We start from the raw sequence: 18,330 nt of genomic DNA, 5'->3' as shown, positions 1-18,330 counted from the left end.
AAATATATTTGATAATTACAATAAAATTAATTATGGCAAAAAAAAATGAAGAAAAAGGAAAAGATTTAGAACTTCCAAAAAAAAATAATTCCTCGTCAAACGACTTCACATCACTCGGTGATTCACTTAACAAAATGTATGGTGCCTTTGAAGGAATAAATTCTCTAGGGACATCTTTTGCAAAAATTCCCGATCAAAATTCAATGTCTTCTTTAGTAAGTTTATTTGAAAATATAAATAATCCAATTTCAACTTTTCAAAATAATTTACGATCTACTAATTTTGAAAAACAAATTAAGCTAGAGGAAGAAATTAATAAAATAAAATCAAAACTTAGTTTAACATTAAAAGAATTAAATGAAGAAAAAGATAAGTCAAAAAAAACAGACGAGTTACAAACACTATTAGATCAATTAAATTCAAAAGAAAAAATTAATCATATTATACCAAGAATCCATGAAGAGGCTCAAGAGAAATTATTTTCTGATGAAAATTTTAGATCTAATTTTGATAACGGGAAAGATTATTATTCAATAGTTGTTTCTATTGATATTCGTAGATCTACTGAATTGATGCTTAAAGCTAGAAAACCTGAATTATTTTCAAAGTTTATAACAGAATTAAGTAAGAAACTATCACAAATAATTATAAATAACTATGGGATTTTTGACAAATTTACAGGAGATGGAATTTTAGCATTTTTTCCAAAGTTTTACAGTGGTGAAAATGCAATCATTCGATCTTTAAAAGCAGCAGAAGAATGTCATCTGGCTTTCAAACAACATTATGACATTTCCAGAGACTGTTTTAATGTTTTTATCAAAGATGTAGGTCTTGGTATTGGTATAGATTATGGAAATGTGACCCTAGTTAATACTAGTAATGAGTTAACTGTAGTTGGAATTCCGGTTGTTTATGCATGTAGAATGTCTGGAGCTAATGCAGGTGAGACATTATTAAATCAGCCAGCTAAAGAAGAGCTTTTAACACATTGCACAAAAAATTTAAAAATATCTGAAACTGAGATTCAAATAAAAAATGAAGGAACTGCTCTTGCATATAAGGCGGAATTCATATCAGAAATAACACTAAATGATGATTTTGTGTGGAAAAATGATGAAAATAAACCTACAACATCAAAAGATGAAAAAATCGATAAGACTACTTAATATTTTTAAAATGATATAAGCTAGTAGGTCTCTCAGATTTGCAATCCGTAAGAATTAACAAAAAAGCAGCATTATACATTTACAATAAAACGATAAAACCTGCCTCACAGCAGGTTTTTCTATATCTAAAAAGTTTTTAAAACAAACTCTCATCCACAAAATTCGGAAGCGTTACTTTCAGATTCGGTTCTGCTTCCATGGCTCTTTTAATGGCGAAAACAGCGCCTTCATTTCTGGCCCAGCTTCTTCTCAAGATTCCGTTAGATTTTACAAAAATCTAATCCCCGTCCCCACCAATAGAACTAAACTCCTGCGTTGAATAATGTAAGAAAAACAACGCTAGCAAGCCATCAACAGATTCGTCAACTTCAAGGTGATAAATAGGATATTTAAGTTTCTTTTTATCCTCGGTTGTTACTTCTATTAAGAGTTTTTCTTTTTCAAATAGCTGATTTGTTTTACTCAACTTGAAATTATAAATCCTAACATCCGCTCCGGACTTAATGATTCTTTCTTTTCCCAAATCTGTAAAATAAATGACGCCCTTGGAATTAAAAAGTTCTGCATCGTTCTTCAGAAAACCCACATTCTTGATATCATAGCTTCTGGAATTAAAGATGATGTAATGTCCTGAAGAAAAAAACTTATTGAGTTTTACAATCCTCCCAATCTCTTTTTGATCTTCTGAAACTAAGACAAGTTGTTTGTTGTTAATTTGTGCGGTATATTTTTTCAACTATTTTTAGGCTTAAGATTTATATAAAAATAAACAACTTTGCTATACAAAATACAGCAAAGTTGTTTATTATGATTTAATTTCTTTTGAATTAAAACAAACTCTCATCCACAAAATTCGGAAGCGTTACTTTCAGATTGGGTTCTGCTTCCATCGCTTTTTTAATCGCGAAAACAGCACCTTCATTTCTTGCCCAGCTTCGTACAGTATTTTTCACTTATTTTAAATTAGTAGTTTTCGTTTTCAAACTACTTTGTAACATTAGCTTAAAAATATCTATTAAAAGAAAAATGAGAATTAAATTTTCCAAGAAATTTATATAATCAAACTGTACAATCCCCCAGTCCACTAAAGAATCTTTTCCTAAAGAAGATTTTTTCAGATAAAAATATTTTGGAAAACCAGAAGTTTCAATAAGCCAATCATTTGATTTTGAAGATTCACAATACGACAACCCCAATAACGTAATGACAAAAGCTGATACAATCACTTTCCAATCAAACAAAACTTTCCAATTTTGCTTTTTAAATCTTAAAATGATAAGATTTAATGCAACAAAAGTTGTAAATAAAAGTAGAAAGTACATACTTGTAAATTGATTGTGAATATCCATTTTCAAATTAATTCATTCTCAAATTCTCAAATTAAAAAAGACTCTCATCCACAAAATTCGGCAGCGTCACCTTCAAATTCGGTTCTGCTTCCATCGCTCTTTTAATAGCGAAAACAGCGCCTTCATTTCTAGCCCAGCTTCTTCTGGAAATTCCGTTGTTCACGTCCCAGAAGAGCATAGATTTCAGTCTTCGGTCTGCTTCATCACTTCCGTCCAGCAGCATTCCGAAACCACCATTGATCACTTCACCCCAGCCTACTCCGCCACCGTTATGGATAGATACCCATGTAGCCCCACGGAAACTGTCGCCAATCACGTTGTGAATCGCCATATCTGCGGTAAATCTTGAACCGTCATAGATATTGGAAGTTTCTCTGTAAGGAGAATCTGTACCGGAAACATCGTGATGATCTCTTCCCAAAACAACAGGTCCGATCTCCCCGTTTCTGATGGCATTATTGAAAGCTTCAGCAATCTTCATTCTTCCTTCTGCATCTGCATAAAGGATTCTTGCCTGTGAACCTACCACCAGTTTGTTTTCCTGAGCGCCTTTGATCCACTGGATATTGTCTTTCATCTGCTGCTGAATCTCTTCAGGAGAGTTTTTTACCATCTCTTCCAAAACAGCACAGGCAATATCATCTGTCTTTTGCAAATCTTCCGGTTTTCCGCTGGCACATACCCAACGGAACGGCCCGAAACCGTAATCAAAACACATAGGTCCCATAATATCCTGAACATAACTCGGATATTTGAATTCTCTTCCCAGCGTAGGATTTTCAGCCATTACATCTGCTCCGGCTCTGGAAGCTTCCAGTAAAAAGGCATTTCCATAATCAAAGAAGTATGTTCCCTTCTGAGTATGTTTATTGATCGCCGCTGCGTGTCTTCTTAATGTTTCCTGAACTTTTTCTTTAAACAATTCAGGATTTTCAGCCATCATCGCATTCGATTCTTCAAAGCTCTGACCTGCCGGATAATAACCACCAGCCCAAGGATTATGAAGCGATGTCTGATCTGACCCGATATCGATTTTTAAGTTTTTCTCATCAAACTTCTCCCAAACCTCAACAATGTTTCCAAGGTAAGCAAGAGAAACGGTTTCTTTATTTTCCTGAGCTTTTCTTACTCTTTCTATCAGTTCCTCTATATTCTCATAAATCTCATTCACCCACTTCTGGTCGTGACGGATTTTTGTGATCTTTGGATTTACTTCAGCACATACCGTAATACAGCCTGCAATATTTCCTGCTTTTGGCTGCGCACCGCTCATTCCACCCAATCCTGAAGTGACGAAAAGGCCTCCCTGCGGTTCTTTTTTGATCTTTCTGAAAGCATTCAGTACCGTAATCGTGGTTCCGTGAACAATTCCCTGCGGACCGATGTACATATAACTTCCCGCTGTCATCTGCCCATATTGGGTAACGCCCAGCGCATTGAATTTCTCCCAATCATCCGGTTTGGAGTAATTAGGAATCATCATTCCGTTGGTTACCACTACTCTTGGTGCATCTTTGTGAGAAGGGAATAATCCCATCGGATGCCCGGAATACATGGTTAAAGTCTGTTCGTCCGTCATTTCAGACAGATACTTCATCGTCAGAAGATATTGTGCCCAGTTGGAGAAGACGGCTCCGTTTCCACCATAGGTAATCAGTTCGTGAGGATGCTGTGCCACTGCATAATCCAGGTTATTCTGAATCATCAGCATGATGGCTTTTGCCTGCTCCGATTTCCCGGGATAATCTGCGATGGACCTTGCCTTCATTTCATAATCCGGACGGAATCTATACATATAAATTCTCCCGTATTTCTCTAGTTCCTCTCTAAATTCAGGCAGCAATTCTGCATGAAACTGAGGTTCAAAATAACGTAAGGCATTTTTCAGAGCAAGCTTTTTTTCTTCTTCTCCTAAAATTTCTTTACGCTTCGGTGCATGGTTGATATTGGTTTCGTATGGTTTAGGCTGTGGCAGCTGATTCGGAATCCCCTGCTGTATCTGTTCTTGAAATGTCATATTGCTATCTAGTTCAATGTTTAGAATTCAACGTTTTGAAGTTTTAAAGATATTCAAATTAGAAAATATAGGCAAGGGAATTTGATGATGTCTTCATATGCAGATACCGACTGTTATAAATACGCCAACCGAGATTCCCCTCCTCCGGAGGGGTGGATTGGAAAATTCTATAAATTTTGCAAGACGGGGTGGTTACTACGTAATGCGTACGTTGAAAATGCGTGTATAATTTTTGACCACCCCGTCTTCTCCTTTCAGGAGAATCCACCCCTCCGGAGGAGGGGAATGATATTCGTTGCAGTATAGATGATTGTCTGAAATAGTGAACTTGTTGATGGATTATCTGTAGATACCGACTGTTAAAAATACGCCAACCGAAGATTCCCCTCCTCCGGAGGGGTGGATGGCAAATTCTATAAATTTTGCAAGACGGGGTGGTTACTAAGTAATGCGTGCGTTGAAAATGCGTGTTTGCTTTTTGACCACCCCGTCTTCTCCTTTCAGGAGAATCCACCCCTCCGGAGGAGGGGAATGATAGTTGTCGCAGTATAGTGGGGTGGATGGTAAAATTTATGGAATTTTGGAAGACGGGGTGATCCCAAAATTTTCTATAATAAAATACTCCAGTTCCTTCATGGCTACATATAAATTATTCTTTATGTCAAAGTCGCTGATTCTGAAAACTAAAAGTCCCAAAGACTCAAGATATTCCTGCCTGATTCCATCATACACTTGTTTTTCATCATGACTGGAACCGTCAATTTCAACAATTAATCCTAAAGTTTTTACATAGAAATCTACAATATAGTTTCCGATGATTCTTTGTCTGTCAAAATCAATGTGGTGAAATGTTCCGGCCCGAACTTTTTTCCAGAAAATGACCTCACTTAAAATACGTGCTTTTCGTTTTTCTTTCAACAATACTATCAGATGGGGATTAAAGGGCAGGTTTTCTACGAAGTTCCTTTGGATGGGAACGCCTTGGATGTGGGTTAAGATTTCTTTCATTGTTTGTGTATTTGTTTTTTACCACCCCGTCTTCTCCTTTTAGTCGAATCCACCCCTCCAAAAGAGGGGAATGATATTCGTCGCAGAACAGATGGTTTTCAAAAATAAAAAAACCTTACTAATTTCAGTAAGGTTTGTATGCTGTAAGCTTAGAATTTACGTTAAAACATCATCATTTTTTTCTTCATGGTCATCTTCATTATCGCTGGTGCTCCAGTAGTTGTTTTCTTCATCCTCAGATCCTATTTCTTCCATGTCGTCATCATCTTCAGTGCCGGGAATATCCAGGCCCTTATCTATTTTGTCATCGTCTTCTTCATTGAGGATGGGATTTCCGTCACCGTCGAGCGGAATATGTTTTTCCTTGTTGAATATATCTTCATTAGGATTATAATCCATCTCTTCAAGCTTTCTGTTTTGTTCGTTGGTATTGTTTTCTGGTGTCATAATATTAAGTGTTTAAGGTTTATCAATAAGAACAAAAATAATTCCAAGATGCTAAGAACTCACCGAATATACCTCAGGATTGGCACAATAAGGTATTTTATCCCCTTTAGAGAAAGCGATAATATTTTCAGCAGCGATTCTGGCCATTCCTGTTCTTGCTTCCATGGTCGCAGAACCAATGTGGGGCAATACACATACATTTGAAAGCTCTAACAAAGTACTTTCTTTAGACATTGGTTCAGGGTTGGTAACATCCAAACCGGCTCCCCAAATCTGTTTTGAAACCAATGCTTCATAGAGGTCTTTTTCATTTTGGAAACCCCCTCTTGCCGTATTGATGAAAATAGCATTCTCCTTCATTTTTTCGAAAACAGGACCATTGAAAAGATCTTTCTGATCAGGAGTAAAACTGGCATGAATACTTAATACATCAGATTGCGCAATTAATTCGTCAAAAGAAACATAGGTAGCATTCAATTCTTTTTCTGCTTCGTCATTTGGATGACGGTTATGGTAAATGATGTTCATATCAAAAGCTTTTTGGGACTTTTTAGCCATTTCAAAACCTATTCTTCCCAATCCCAATACTCCCAATGTTTTGCCATATAATTCCTGTCCTAAAGCGTGCAAAGGATCAAAGTCTCCCCAGTTCCCGTCTTTTACTTTCTGAAAGTTATAACTAGCTCTTCTGGCCACCGACTGCATTAAAAGAAAAGCGACATCAGAAGTGGCTTTACTGAGTACATCAGGTGTATTTCCTACGGGAATATTTCTACGGTTGGCTTCGTGAATATCTACATGATCAAAACCAACGGAATATAAGGCAATGGTCTTTATATTGGGACACTGAACAAAAAAATCTTTGTCATATTTAAATTCTCCGCCCACGCTTAAAATAGCATCGTGATTCTGACAATAGATCAGCCATTCTTCGTGAGAAAGGTTTTCATGTTCGGGAATAAAAACTTCCAGCCCCGCATCTTTCAGCATATTGATTCCAGTTTCAAGAATTCTTCTGTTTACAAATACTTTCATGTTTTATTTTGATTTAATTTCGTGTTTTTAAAATTTCAAATAAAAAACCCCACCAGGTTAAAAGTGAGGTTCTTTAACTTTAGTATTAAAATTACTGAGGTTTATCTTTGTTTTTGTCTCAGGCATCTGAAGCCATCTCCGAGTTACTTCCCAAACATCTTTTTCTGATTTTTCCGCATGCGACATCAATCGGTTTTAGATTGCATTCAATTACTATTCCGAACCCGTCTTAACGTTTATTAAAATAGAGAAAATTCAATTTTTAACCATAAAAGTGATAAGCTTTTTCGACACTTAAGTTACTTTTAAGTTGAATATATTGCATATAAAAGAAGTACACCTAAGTTTCGACGAAAATATTTGATTTTCTTCTTAGGTGTTCTTGCTATTTTCAGAATGGTAAAACTTTTAAAACTAAAATGCTCTAAAGTGTTAAATACGCAAAGGCTTTTGTCTTTTTTGCGGTGAGATAAGCATCCACAAGCAAAAGCAAAAGCAAAAACAACAACAAAATCTCTTAAACCAATTTCAATTCCCAAGGAAATCTTAAAATTCCCCTCCTCCGGAGGGGTGGCGAAAATTCAAAGAATTTTTGACGGGGTGGTTTAAAAAAGTTAAACATCAACCATAAAAGCTTTTCAACACATTTTCTGGTCAAAACCTTATCACCTCTAATGGTTCGTATCCCCCAACATCGGAACAAATTTATAAGCCCCGAATTCCTCTTTTTCGAATTGGGTAGGAGCCGTTTTGGTAAACCGGTATAAAATCTGCTCATCGGTTGGTCCTAATGGAATAACCATTTTTCCTCCAATATTCAGTTGTTTCAATAATTCTGTTGGCAAAACGGAAGCGCCACAGGTGACAATAATCTTATCAAAAGGCGCAAACGTGGGAAGCCCGGCAAAACCGTCTCCAAAGCTCTGAAATTTTGGACTTAAATGCAATTCACGGAATTTCTTCTTTGAAAAATCAAACAGATCTTTTTGTCTTTCCACCGTATATACCAAAGCCTTCATCGCAATCAATACAGCCGTCTGATAGCCGCATCCGGTTCCTATTTCAAGTACTTTTTCACCAGGTCTTATCTGAAGCAGCTCAGACTGTTCGGCCACCGTTGACGGATGGGAAATGGTCTGGTGTGATAAAATAGGAAATGCCCGGTCTTCGTAGGCTAAATCCTCAAAAATGCTTTCGATGAAAAGGTGTCTCGGAACTTCACTCATTGCTGAAAGTACATTTTCATCTGAGATCCCGATCTTATGTCTTAAATATTCAACCAGGATTTTTCTTTTTCCTTTATGTACAAACGAATCATGCATCATTAGTAAGATAGTAGTTATTAGGTTACGGGTAGTAGTTTCTACAAAAGTAAAAAAACTATCAATACTTATCAACCAAAAAGCAACAACGTCTTTCCTAATACCTAAAATTCTTATCTTTACCAAAATTAAAAAATCTATGTTAAAAGCAGGTTTGGTAGGTGCCGGACATCTGGGAAAGATCCACTTAAGACTTCTTAACCAGTCAGATAAGTACGAGCTGGTAGGTTTCCACGATAAAGATATTGAAAACGGAAAAAAAATAGAAGCTGAATTCGGATATCAATATTTTGAAAATTTTGATGAACTTCTTGAGCAGATCGATATGCTGGATATTGTGACGCCTACAGTATATCACTATGATTATGCTTTAAAAGCGATTGAAAAAAAGCTTCATTTTTTCATAGAAAAGCCAGTGACCCAAACCCTTGAACAGGCAGAAGAGATTCTTCAAAAATGTCAGGAAAACGGTATCAAAGCGCAGGTAGGACATGTGGAAAGATATAATCCAGCTTTTATTGCGACGAAGGAATACATTCAAAATCCAATGTTCATAGAGATTCACAGACTGGCAGAATTCAACCCAAGAGGGACTGATGTTTCTGTAGTTCTTGATCTTATGATCCATGATCTGGATATTTTATTGAGCATGGCTAAATCTAAGGTTAAAAATATTCATGCAAGCGGTGTTTGTGTGGTGAGTAAAACTCCGGATATCGCGAATGCAAGAATAGAGTTTGAAAACGGTTGTGTAGCCAATCTTACGACTTCCAGAATTTCTATGAAAGCCATGAGAAAAAGTCGTTTTTTCCAGAAAGATGCGTATATCTCAGTAGATTTTCTAGAGAAAAAAGCAGAAGTAATCCGAATGAAGGATGCTCCTGAAAACCCTACTCCATTCGACATGATCATTGAAAATGCTGACGGAGAAAAAAACCAGATTTTATTTGAATATCCGGACATTCAGCCTAATAATGCCATCCTTGACGAATTGAATTCTTTTGCAGACGCCATCACTGACGGCAAAAATGTAGAAGTTTCTCTTGCAGACGGGACTGAAGCTTTAAAGGTAGCTCTGGAAATTGTAAAACTCATTTCTTAATTATTCTCAACCTCAGTTTTCTTTTTAATGGATAAAAGGGATCTGTTTTAATGGCCATCTTATGAAAAAAATAGGACTTTTCTTTTTTCTGGTTTCATCATTCACATTCGCTCAGAAATCAGCTTTGGAGCAAAAAATAAACGCTATTACTGAGGGTAAAAAAGCGACCGTTGGCGTTTCCGTTCTGGGCTTTGAAAATAATTTTAAATACCATAAAAACGGCGATAAGCCACTTCCTACGTTAAGTGTATTCAAGTTTCATATTGCCTGTGCAGTTTTGGATCTTGTGGATAAAGGGAAACTTTCGCTGGACCAGAATATTTTCTTTAAAAAGGAGGATATGCTGCCAAATACGTGGTCACCCATCGGCAAAAAGTATCCGGAAGGAAATGTTTCAATTCCTCTGGGGGAAGTGCTGGATTATACTGTTGCCCAAAGCGATAACAATGGTTGTGATATGCTGCTGAAACTTATCGGAGGAACGAAGACAGTTCAGAATTTCATGGATTCTAAAGGGGTAAAAGGCTTCCAGATCAAACGCAATGAAGATGATATGCACAAAAACTGGAAAACTCAATATGACAATTACAGTACACCCAACTCTGCAGTTCTGGTCCTGAAAAAATTCTATGACGGGAAATTACTTTCCAAAAAATCTACGGATTATCTGATGAAGATCATGATCGGAACCACTACGGGTACCAATAAAATTGTTGAACAACTTCCTAAAAACACACCAGTAGCTCATAAAACCGGGTCTTCAGGAAAGTATAACAACGGTCTTACGGTAGCTGAAAATGATATGGGAATCATTACTCTTCCCAATGGAAAACATTACGCAATTGCCGTATTTGTAAGCAATTCCACCGAGACAGATGCCGTGAACTGCAAAGTGGTTTCTGATATTTCAAAGGCCGTATGGGACGATTTTAATAAGTAAAATATTAAGCTTATTTTTAAAGCAGAGAAATTGATACAATATCATTTCTCAGACCCATAAATCATTGATATGAAAAAGGCATTAGTAACGATAAGTCTGTTCTGCTCTGTATTCTTTTTTTCCCAGAAGAATATGAGCTACCTACAAATCAGCTATGGAAGCATCTGTTGTGGAACCCCCTCAACAAAACCTGTAACGGATTATCTGAAAAAGTTTGAGAAAAGGAATCGGATTAAATCTTTTGAAGTTTTAAGACAGGGCGGACTTGGAAGAGAGGGCGAATTTAATTTATACATCGGAACAGACAGACTGGGCAAAAAACAGAAGATGGCTTTTGTAAAAGGTCTTGAATCTGCTGTAGCTTTACAAAATAAAAACAGAAAGAAAGACAGCGACGGCACTGTAAGTTTTGATTCTGCAGTGATTGTCGGTCAATCTGATCTTACGAACATCAAAAATTTAACTATCTATAAATAAAAGAAAAAAATGATCAAAAACATTGTAGTGATTGGAGCTGGGACCATGGGGAACGGTATTGCACATACTTTTGCACAAAGCGGATTCAAAGTAAATCTGGTAGACGTATCTCAAGACGCACTGGACCGAGGCCTGAAAACGATTACAACTAACCTTGACAGAATCATTGCAAAGGGAAACCTTACTGAAGAGCAGAAAGCTGAAACATTAGGAAATATCAGCACTTTTACAGAGCTTAAGGAGGCCGCAGGATCTGCAGACCTTATTGTAGAAGCCGCTACTGAAAATCAGGATCTGAAGCTGAAAATCTTCGGACAGATGGATGAACTGGCACCTGCCAACTGTATTCTGGCAACCAATACTTCTTCTATCTCTATTACAAAGATCGCAGCGGCTACAAAACGTGCTGACAAAGTGATCGGAATGCATTTTATGAACCCGGTTCCTATCATGAAACTGGTAGAGATCATCAAAGGCTATTCTACTTCTAAGGAAACTTTCGATGCCATTTATGACATGAGTAAGACTTTAGGTAAAGTTCCTGTGGAAGTGAATGACTATCCTGGTTTTGTGGCCAACAGAATTCTTATGCCGATGATCAATGAGTCTATCGAAACACTTTATAACGGAGTGGCTGGTGTAGAAGAAATTGATACGGTGATGAAGCTTGGTATGGCACATCCGATGGGGCCGCTTCAACTGGCAGATTTTATCGGTCTGGATATCTGTCTCGCCATTCTTAATGTAATGTATGACGGCTTCAAAAATCCTAAATATGCTCCCAACCCACTTCTTGTGAACATGGTAATGGCTGGAAAACTGGGTGTAAAGTCAGGGGAAGGTTTTTATGATTATTCAGAAAGTAAAAAAGCTGAAAAAGTTTCAAAAATGTTTTTGAAATAATTTTAAGTCAATAATTTTATTTATCTTTGATCAAAGTTAAAATATTTAAAAAAATGAAATTACCAAAGTTTTTATTAGCAGACAATTCGGAATTTCCTGAAGATTTATTCGTAGTTCACACAGAATATCCAAGATTCATCTTAAACGTTGAAGAAGAAGAAGTTGAGTGGTTAGATGATTTAGAAGGTGACGATGAAGAAACTATGGCAGACGAAGCTACAAAAGTGGTAGAGGCTGCGTTCAAATGGTGTGATGAAGAGTTGGCTAAGTACGACGAAGAAGAGGAAGAATAATAACGACCTAAACATAAAAAAAGGAACTCAAATTGAGTTCCTTTTTTATTTTATTCCGCTTTGTTGAATTTCAACAGCAGAAGATTGTCTTTATACAATTCTAAGGTAGTTCCGGAAATTACATATTTATTGGCTTTCCCTACCATATCCATAAAGTTTTGCTCAACACTCATATTGTTGCACATCATTTTGGTAGATCCCATCTGTCCTGCAGAGAAATCACCTGTAGAAGGATCTATTTTAGCAGTTCCGAAATAGTTGTTGCACCCTCCGTTTCCATTGATCTTTTCGCCCTCAATATTCAGGGTTGGAACTTTGCCTTTCACATTGTCTGCCAACGTCCATTTTGTATTCGCCAGTGATGGCTGTGCTTTTCCTACTTTAGAGGCAGAAGCGCTGGACATTGTACCGCACGACGCCAGAATAGCCGCCGCACCTATACTTAAAAAAAGATTTTTCATTTTTTTCTTTTTGAATTACTCAAATTTAAGGAAATTATATTATTTAAACGGGCTGCAGAGGATTTTATTACTTTTTAAGAATTCTATTTTCCAATTATTTTTAATCATAAATCTTTTATATTCTGTAAATCATATTCTTTATTTTAAGAATAAAACTAAATTGATTTCAGATCATAAAATCATGGAGTGAACACCGGATCATTGAATATTTTGGATAAAATAAACTCTTCTGATGACTGATGACTGAACATTTTTACCCGAATCATTGAAAATCATTATCTGAGAAACCTCTCCATAATCTGTGGTGAAAAAACAAAAAAAACGGGCTTTATAGCCCGTTTCAATATTATATCTGTTCTCTATTAAGATCTTAACTCTGCGTTGTATTCTTTTTGGAATGCTTTGATCAGAGAATCCATTACTTCAGAAATTTCTTTCTCTTCCAATGTTTTTTCTTCATTCAGAAGTTCAAAACTCATAGCATAAGACTTCTTCCCTTCCGGAAGGTTTTTGCCTTCGTACACATCGAATAAATTGATGTCTTTGATGAAAGGAGATTTATTCTTCTTAGCGGTCTGATAAAGATCCTGATAGTTAATATTTTTATCGATCAATAAAGCAAGGTCTCTCCGGATCTTGTTGAATTTTGGAATATCCTTAAATTTCAGTGCATTTCCAGAACGTAACTGCTGCGCCAATTCAAGTTCGATCTCTGCATAGAAACATTCCTGATCGATATCAAAATCTTTCAGTAATACCGGAGATACTTTACCAATTCTCACTAAAGTTTTCCCATCTGCTTCATACGCTAAAGAATCAGAGAATCTATCGTCTGCTAAAGCCACTTCTTTATAATCTACCCCAAGTCTTTCCAATAAAAACTTTACGTAGGCCTTAAGATTGTAGAAACTTACCGCAGATTTAGGCTGTAACCAGTTTTCAGCAACATCTCTACCTGTTACCAGAATCGCCAATTGCTTTCTTTCTTCGTATTTATCTTTTTTATGGTAGATTTTTCCAAATTCAAAGAACTTGATATCCTGGTTCTTTCTGTTGATGTTGTAGACCGCATTTTGAAGAAGTCCTTCCAATAAAGACTTTCTCATGAATGCAAGATCTCCACTTAAAGGGTTCAGTAATTTCACTGCATCGGTTTCGTCTTTTACAGAAGTCAGTGAGTTGTTCATCACTTCATTGAATCCAATACTCTGTAAGGTTCTTGCCCAGTTGTTTTCCAGTTCATCCTGATCGTTAGCGCTCAGTTTTACAGGGGTAAATGAAATTTTCTGCGGAGCATCGATCTTGTTGTATCCGTAGATTCTTAAGATTTCTTCAATAACATCAATTTCTCTTGTTACATCAGCTCTGTAAGCCGGAACAGAGATTTCAAGCCCGTTCTGGATCTCGTTTAAAACCTGGATTTCAAGAGCTTTCAAGATCTCTTTTACTTTTTCTCTGTGGATCTTTGTTCCTAAAATCTGCTCAATTTTTGAGAATCTGATGATCACATAATTGTCTTCGATTTTCTTAGGATATTCTTCCAAAAGATCTCCCACCAATTTTCCTCCTGCAATTTCCTGGATCAGTTTAATCGCACGCGTGATGGCTGTTCTGGTAATATTAGGATCCACTCCTCTTTCGAATCTGAAAGAAGCGTCTGTATTTAAATTATGAAGTTTAGCCCCTTTTCTTACCGCTACCGGATTAAAATAAGCACTTTCTAAAAAGATGGTTTTTGTTTCATTGGACACTCCTGACTGCGCCCCTCCGAAAACACCGGCAATACATAGCGGATGATCCTTTCCGTCTTTGATCATGACTTCAGAACCGTTTAAAGTTCTTTCAACACCATCCAACGTTGTGAATTTTGTTCCTTTTTTTACAGTTCCCACTTTCACTTTACTGTCAGCAATCTTATCTGCATCAAATGCATGAAGCGGCTGCCCGTAACCGTGAAGAATATAATTTGTAATATCGACAATATTATTGATAGGACTTAAGCCTATCGCCTTTAATCTGTCTTTTAACCAAGAAGGAGATTCTGCTACCTTCACCTCTTCAATTACCGCTCCGATATATCTTGGACATAACTCAGCATTTTCAACTTCCAAAGTGAAATTGTGTGAACCTTCACTATTTAAAGCTTCTGAAGACACTTTTTCAAATGTTGATTTCTGTTGATTGGTTGAAAGGAATGCATGAAGATCTCTTGCCACTCCATAATGAGACATTGCGTCTGTTCTGTTGGGCGTAAGACCGATTTCCAACACTTCATCGTTGGTGAGCTCAAAATAATCAGCAAAGTTTTTTCCTACTTCATATTTGGTTTCATCCAAAACCATGATTCCGCCGTGATCGTCACTAAGGCCAAGTTCATCTTCTGCACAGATCATTCCCTGCGAAACCTCACTTCTGATTTTAGCTTCTTTGATTTCAAAAAAGTTTCCGGTTTTGTCATAGATTTTAGTTCCGACTACAGCTACAGGAACAGTTTGCCCTGCTTCTACGTTGGGAGCTCCGCAAACAATATTCAATATTTTTCCGTTACCTACGTCAACTGTTGTTTTCTTTAATTTGTCTGCATTCGGATGTTTTTCGCAGGTCAGTACTTTTCCTACTACAATACCTTCCAGGCTGCCTTTTACACTTTCAAATTTTTCTATCCCTTCAACTTCAAGACCTATATCTGTAAGGAATTCCCCGATTCTCTCCGTTTTCAGTTCCGTTTTGATAAAGTCTTTCAGCCAGTTGTTTGATATTTTCATTTGCTATATTTTGAAAAATTTATTGAATTTCCGTACCCAATTTCCTGTACGGTTTTTCCCGTACAAATGTCGTGTTTTTTTGAGAAACAGCGAAATTTAGGAATGACTTTAAAACAAATAGTTTTATTATTTTACGACAGTTCTCAGAATCTATCGTATTACAGAAAACAGATAAAATGAAACATTAGATTTTAAATCTGCTATGAATAGACCTGTAAGAAGCTCATTTGATTATTTAAAATAAAAAAGAGGTCTTGAAAAATCAAAACCTCTTTTATGTATTTGTCAAATATTACAATCCGATAACCGGCATTGATAACATCAGTATATTTTCGCTGTCTTCAAGACCGTCAAGAGGTTCAATGATCCCCGGTCTGTTGGGTTGTGACATTTTCATAGTGATATCGTCAGACCCTAAAATCGTAAGCATTTCGGTTAAAAATTTAGAGCTGAAACCGATATTGATATCTTCGCCGTTATAGTCGCAAGGAATCTGCATATCTGCTTTATTTGCATATTCTGTATCTTCTGCATGAAGGTGAAGAATATTGGCAGACAATTTAAATCTTACCTGGTTGGTCGATTTATTAGACATGATCGACGCTCTTTTGATGGCTCCTAACAGAAGGTTTCTGTTGATCGTCAGTACATTTGGATTTTCTTTCGGGATTACTGCCGTGTAGTTAGGATATTTTCCGTCAATCAGTCTGCAGATCCAGATATGTTTTCCAAAAGTAAATTTAGCCATGTTCTCGTTGAAGTCGATTCTAACGTCTTCATTGGAACTTGCCAGTATATTTTTGAAAATGTTCAAAGGTTTTTTAGGCATGATGAACTCCATGGGCTCGGCATTCATCAGGTCTGTTCTTTTGTAAACCACCAGTCTGTGGGAGTCTGTAGAAACAAAATTCGTTTCATTTTCTCCAAACTGGAAGAGCACTCCTGTCATTACGGGACGAAGAGAGTCATTGCTGGTTGCAAAAAGAGTGTTGGTCAATGCTTCAGATAAAACTCCGGCAGGCATTGTTACGCTTTGGGAAGCATCGAATTCCGGAAGTTCAGGATAGTCATCAGCATTATCCAGCGCTACAGCGAAATTATCTTTTTCATCTAAAATCTCCAGCTGGCTTCCGGTTCCTTCCGCATTATCCTTCACAACGAACGTAAGAGGCTGTTCACCATAAGTCTTGATAAAATCTTGAAAAATTTTAGCAGGAACGGCAAATTTACCAGAATCGTCAGACTTTACCTCCAGAGAAGTAACGAGCGTAGTCTCGCCATCAGAAGCTGTAATGGTAACGTTATTTCCGTCTAATTCAAAAAGATAGTTTTCTAAAATCGGTCTCGACTGAGAGCTTGATATTACGCCACTTACAGTTTGCAATGCTTTCTGCAGTTCACCACTTGAAATAATAAATTTCATAGATTTAAAAATAAGTTTCTACAAATATAATAAATAGAAACTATAATGAAAAAAATAATCCTAAGGAGTTTTGAACAAATATCATTAACCTGTTTTCGGACTTGACATTATGTTCAGATTTTATCATGATTAATTTTCACATCAAAGATCCGGAATTTGGGTACCATCAAAATACAAATCCTATATTTGCGAAAAAGACTCATGAAAAAACCACTTATCCATAAAAGTTTTCTGCATGCTTTCCGGGGTATTTTCCTGATGGTACTCACGGAAAGAAATTTTCAGATTGAACTTGCGGCTTTTTTCATTAACCTTTTCTTCATTTTCTATTTTAACCTTTCCGGAACAGATACCGCACTCGTTCTCATGGCTTCTGTTGCTGTTTTAAGTGCTGAAATTTTCAATACTGCTATAGAAAGGATATGTGACATCATCCAACCTGATTTTGACAAGAGAATCGGCTTTATTAAAGATATTTCCGCGGGGGCTGTTTTACTCATGGCTGCCGGAGCTGTTGTTGTGGGAATTATTGTGTACTGGAAATATCTCTTTTAGCATCTACAGAATATTTTTGTACCGACATTTATATGCTTTATAAAAGGAATTATTTTCCAATATAAATACATCCTTTCTTTCCGGATTTGAAAACAGTTTCTACTCTTTTATAATCATCCACTTCATATTCATCTGCCTGAAGAATTTCCTCTTCTGTCACTTCAAAAAGCATTCCCTCAACCTCATCTTCGCTGTTTCCGGAAAATACTAATATCGGATGGTATTTCTGGCCGCTTTTGCGCAAAACTTCAGGATCTGTAATTTCGACCTTACTCAGTTTATAGCCGGTAAGAATATCTTTTTCACCTTCTAAAAGTCGTCCGAATGTTTCAAGTTGTACCTGCTCTTTCTGCAGGGTTCCGTATGAAAATAAATGCGTCATTATAAATATTTTTCTATGATGGGTATTACCGTTTCAGCCATTATTCCGTAGCCTTTTTCATTAGGATGAACTCCGTCTGCGGAAAGCAGAATCTCTTTATCCGGGACAATTGCAGCGTAGAAATCAATGTAATGCAAAGAATGTTCAGCTGCTATATTGGTAAGGATTTGGTTATACATCAAAACGTCTCCGTTTACTCGTAATTTCCCTGTGGCCGATTCTACTCCATCCACGTTTCTGGAAAATGGGAGGATGCTTACAAGATAAATATCATTGGAATATTGCTTTGCATACTGAACCGCTGTTTTTATATTTTCTTCAAACTGTTCAGGTGCTACGAGGTAACTTCCGTTCTTCTTTGCCAGATCATTGGCTCCGTAACCGATAAAAATAATATTTCCTTCCTCCGAATTCCTGGCCGCCATTTCATAAGGCATCCTTTTCAGTAGTCCTTCTGTGGTTTCACCTCCTATTCCCAGATTAAAAAGGATGACTTCATTACTTCCTTCATGAAACTTTTGCAGTGTATATCTTTTGAGGATGTCTACCCATCCTCCGAAAACTCCGTCATATTCTCCATAGGTAATGCTGTCGCCAAAGAACAGCCCGTAAATCATTTTTTTCATTTTTAAATAAGATGTTAGATATTAGATGTCAGATGCTAGATGCTAGATGTTAGATG

The 18,330-nt window shown here is 36.7% G+C and carries 20 protein-coding genes; 7 read left to right on the top strand and 13 right to left on the bottom strand.

The genetic code is table 11. The features are described from left to right. Positions 1-32: 32 nt before the first annotated feature. The gene (locus EG346_RS16200; protein ID WP_123880047.1) at positions 33-1,169 is read left to right on the top strand and encodes an adenylate/guanylate cyclase domain-containing protein; all 1,137 of its coding nucleotides are present in this window, start codon (positions 33-35) and stop codon (positions 1,167-1,169) included. A gap of 277 nt (positions 1,170-1,446) precedes the next feature. Here the strand turns inward: EG346_RS16200 and EG346_RS16195 are convergent, their stop codons facing one another. The 8 genes from EG346_RS16195 to EG346_RS16165 form a co-directional block, all read right to left on the bottom strand. Then, entirely contained in the window at positions 1,447-1,905 is a 459-nt protein-coding gene (locus tag EG346_RS16195) for a hypothetical protein (protein ID WP_123880045.1), read from the bottom strand. Positions 1,906-1,996: 91 nt separating this feature from the next. Next, positions 1,997-2,122, bottom strand: a complete 126-nt coding sequence (locus tag EG346_RS25380; protein ID WP_262511556.1) for a hypothetical protein — start codon at positions 2,120-2,122, stop codon at positions 1,997-1,999. Next, positions 2,123-2,518 (bottom strand): hypothetical protein, encoded by a 396-nt coding sequence (locus EG346_RS16190; RefSeq protein ID WP_123880043.1) that lies wholly within the window; start codon positions 2,516-2,518, stop codon positions 2,123-2,125. Positions 2,519-2,549: 31 nt separating this feature from the next. Beyond that, the gene (locus EG346_RS16185) at positions 2,550-4,535 is read right to left on the bottom strand and encodes a urocanate hydratase (protein ID WP_123880041.1); all 1,986 of its coding nucleotides are present in this window, start codon (positions 4,533-4,535) and stop codon (positions 2,550-2,552) included. Between the two features lie 570 nt (positions 4,536-5,105). Then, positions 5,106-5,543, bottom strand: a complete 438-nt coding sequence (locus tag EG346_RS16180; RefSeq protein WP_123880039.1) for an endonuclease domain-containing protein — start codon at positions 5,541-5,543, stop codon at positions 5,106-5,108. Between the two features lie 156 nt (positions 5,544-5,699). Further along, the gene (locus EG346_RS16175) at positions 5,700-5,990 is read right to left on the bottom strand and encodes a hypothetical protein (RefSeq protein ID WP_073335263.1); all 291 of its coding nucleotides are present in this window, start codon (positions 5,988-5,990) and stop codon (positions 5,700-5,702) included. A 51-nt stretch (positions 5,991-6,041) separates the two neighbouring features. Then, the gene (locus EG346_RS16170) at positions 6,042-7,025 is read right to left on the bottom strand and encodes a 2-hydroxyacid dehydrogenase (RefSeq protein WP_123880037.1); all 984 of its coding nucleotides are present in this window, start codon (positions 7,023-7,025) and stop codon (positions 6,042-6,044) included. A 671-nt stretch (positions 7,026-7,696) separates the two neighbouring features. Then, the gene (locus EG346_RS16165; RefSeq protein WP_123882713.1) at positions 7,697-8,347 is read right to left on the bottom strand and encodes a protein-L-isoaspartate(D-aspartate) O-methyltransferase; all 651 of its coding nucleotides are present in this window, start codon (positions 8,345-8,347) and stop codon (positions 7,697-7,699) included. Positions 8,348-8,486: 139 nt separating this feature from the next. On the opposite strand from EG346_RS16165, the gene EG346_RS16160 reads away from it, so the two are divergent. The 5 genes from EG346_RS16160 (at position 8,487) to EG346_RS16140 (ending at position 12,062) form a co-directional block, all read left to right on the top strand. Then, positions 8,487-9,449 (top strand): Gfo/Idh/MocA family protein, encoded by a 963-nt coding sequence (locus EG346_RS16160; protein ID WP_123880035.1) that lies wholly within the window; start codon positions 8,487-8,489, stop codon positions 9,447-9,449. Positions 9,450-9,510: 61 nt separating this feature from the next. Next, the gene (bla-A, locus tag EG346_RS16155) at positions 9,511-10,389 is read left to right on the top strand and encodes a CGA/CIA family class A beta-lactamase (RefSeq protein WP_123880033.1); all 879 of its coding nucleotides are present in this window, start codon (positions 9,511-9,513) and stop codon (positions 10,387-10,389) included. Positions 10,390-10,458: 69 nt separating this feature from the next. Further along, complete coding sequence (locus EG346_RS16150) at positions 10,459-10,866, top strand: hypothetical protein (protein WP_123880031.1); 408 nt, start codon at positions 10,459-10,461, stop codon at positions 10,864-10,866. A 12-nt stretch (positions 10,867-10,878) separates the two neighbouring features. Then, the gene (locus EG346_RS16145; protein WP_181876129.1) at positions 10,879-11,769 is read left to right on the top strand and encodes a 3-hydroxybutyryl-CoA dehydrogenase; all 891 of its coding nucleotides are present in this window, start codon (positions 10,879-10,881) and stop codon (positions 11,767-11,769) included. Positions 11,770-11,822: 53 nt separating this feature from the next. Next, positions 11,823-12,062, top strand: coding sequence for a DUF8828 family protein (locus EG346_RS16140; protein WP_007845674.1), 240 nt, complete (start codon positions 11,823-11,825; stop codon positions 12,060-12,062). A gap of 50 nt (positions 12,063-12,112) precedes the next feature. On the opposite strand, the gene EG346_RS16135 is transcribed toward EG346_RS16140, so the two are convergent. From EG346_RS16135 to dnaN, 3 genes are all read right to left on the bottom strand, one after another. Continuing rightward, positions 12,113-12,523, bottom strand: coding sequence for an META domain-containing protein (locus EG346_RS16135; protein WP_073335269.1), 411 nt, complete (start codon positions 12,521-12,523; stop codon positions 12,113-12,115). Between the two features lie 362 nt (positions 12,524-12,885). Continuing rightward, entirely contained in the window at positions 12,886-15,288 is a 2,403-nt protein-coding gene (pheT, locus tag EG346_RS16130; protein WP_123880029.1) for a phenylalanine--tRNA ligase subunit beta, read from the bottom strand. Between the two features lie 292 nt (positions 15,289-15,580). Beyond that, positions 15,581-16,711, bottom strand: a complete 1,131-nt coding sequence (gene dnaN, locus EG346_RS16125; protein WP_123880027.1) for a DNA polymerase III subunit beta — start codon at positions 16,709-16,711, stop codon at positions 15,581-15,583. 201 nt (positions 16,712-16,912) lie between these two features. Here dnaN and EG346_RS16120 point away from each other — a divergent pair, with 201 nt between their 5' ends. After that, positions 16,913-17,266, top strand: a complete 354-nt coding sequence (locus EG346_RS16120) for a diacylglycerol kinase family protein (RefSeq protein WP_123880025.1) — start codon at positions 16,913-16,915, stop codon at positions 17,264-17,266. A gap of 49 nt (positions 17,267-17,315) precedes the next feature. Here the strand turns inward: EG346_RS16120 and EG346_RS16115 are convergent, their stop codons facing one another. Next, positions 17,316-17,648, bottom strand: coding sequence for a gamma-glutamylcyclotransferase family protein (locus tag EG346_RS16115; RefSeq protein ID WP_073335273.1), 333 nt, complete (start codon positions 17,646-17,648; stop codon positions 17,316-17,318). Then, complete coding sequence (locus EG346_RS16110; RefSeq protein WP_123880023.1) at positions 17,648-18,274, bottom strand: SGNH/GDSL hydrolase family protein; 627 nt, start codon at positions 18,272-18,274, stop codon at positions 17,648-17,650. The genes EG346_RS16115 and EG346_RS16110 overlap by 1 nt, the downstream gene beginning before the upstream one ends. Positions 18,275-18,330: the final 56 nt, after the last annotated feature.

Origin of the sequence: Chryseobacterium carnipullorum (genome assembly GCF_003815695.1) — a bacterium.
GTDB lineage: Bacteria > Bacteroidota > Bacteroidia > Flavobacteriales > Weeksellaceae > Chryseobacterium > Chryseobacterium carnipullorum.
Note: the sequence above shows the minus strand (reverse complement) of the source record. Positions and strands in the feature narration are given on the sequence as shown.

Coding starts and splice junctions, on each gene's coding strand:
- EG346_RS16200 (WP_123880047.1), top strand. CDS start 33: ATGGCAAAAAAAAATGAAGAAAAAGGAAAAGATTTAGAACTTCCAAAA.
- EG346_RS16140 (WP_007845674.1), top strand. CDS start 11,823: ATGAAATTACCAAAGTTTTTATTAGCAGACAATTCGGAATTTCCTGAA.
- EG346_RS16180 (WP_123880039.1), bottom strand. CDS start 5,543: ATGAAAGAAATCTTAACCCACATCCAAGGCGTTCCCATCCAAAGGAAC.
- bla-A (WP_123880033.1), top strand. CDS start 9,511: ATGAAAAAAATAGGACTTTTCTTTTTTCTGGTTTCATCATTCACATTC.
- EG346_RS16110 (WP_123880023.1), bottom strand. CDS start 18,274: ATGAAAAAAATGATTTACGGGCTGTTCTTTGGCGACAGCATTACCTAT.
- EG346_RS16150 (WP_123880031.1), top strand. CDS start 10,459: ATGAAAAAGGCATTAGTAACGATAAGTCTGTTCTGCTCTGTATTCTTT.
- EG346_RS16160 (WP_123880035.1), top strand. CDS start 8,487: ATGTTAAAAGCAGGTTTGGTAGGTGCCGGACATCTGGGAAAGATCCAC.
- EG346_RS16190 (WP_123880043.1), bottom strand. CDS start 2,518: ATGGATATTCACAATCAATTTACAAGTATGTACTTTCTACTTTTATTT.
- dnaN (WP_123880027.1), bottom strand. CDS start 16,711: ATGAAATTTATTATTTCAAGTGGTGAACTGCAGAAAGCATTGCAAACT.
- pheT (WP_123880029.1), bottom strand. CDS start 15,288: ATGAAAATATCAAACAACTGGCTGAAAGACTTTATCAAAACGGAACTG.
- EG346_RS16135 (WP_073335269.1), bottom strand. CDS start 12,523: ATGAAAAATCTTTTTTTAAGTATAGGTGCGGCGGCTATTCTGGCGTCG.
- EG346_RS16115 (WP_073335273.1), bottom strand. CDS start 17,648: ATGACGCATTTATTTTCATACGGAACCCTGCAGAAAGAGCAGGTACAA.
- EG346_RS16170 (WP_123880037.1), bottom strand. CDS start 7,025: ATGAAAGTATTTGTAAACAGAAGAATTCTTGAAACTGGAATCAATATG.
- EG346_RS16165 (WP_123882713.1), bottom strand. CDS start 8,347: ATGCATGATTCGTTTGTACATAAAGGAAAAAGAAAAATCCTGGTTGAA.
- EG346_RS16175 (WP_073335263.1), bottom strand. CDS start 5,990: ATGACACCAGAAAACAATACCAACGAACAAAACAGAAAGCTTGAAGAG.
- EG346_RS16185 (WP_123880041.1), bottom strand. CDS start 4,535: ATGACATTTCAAGAACAGATACAGCAGGGGATTCCGAATCAGCTGCCA.
- EG346_RS16120 (WP_123880025.1), top strand. CDS start 16,913: ATGAAAAAACCACTTATCCATAAAAGTTTTCTGCATGCTTTCCGGGGT.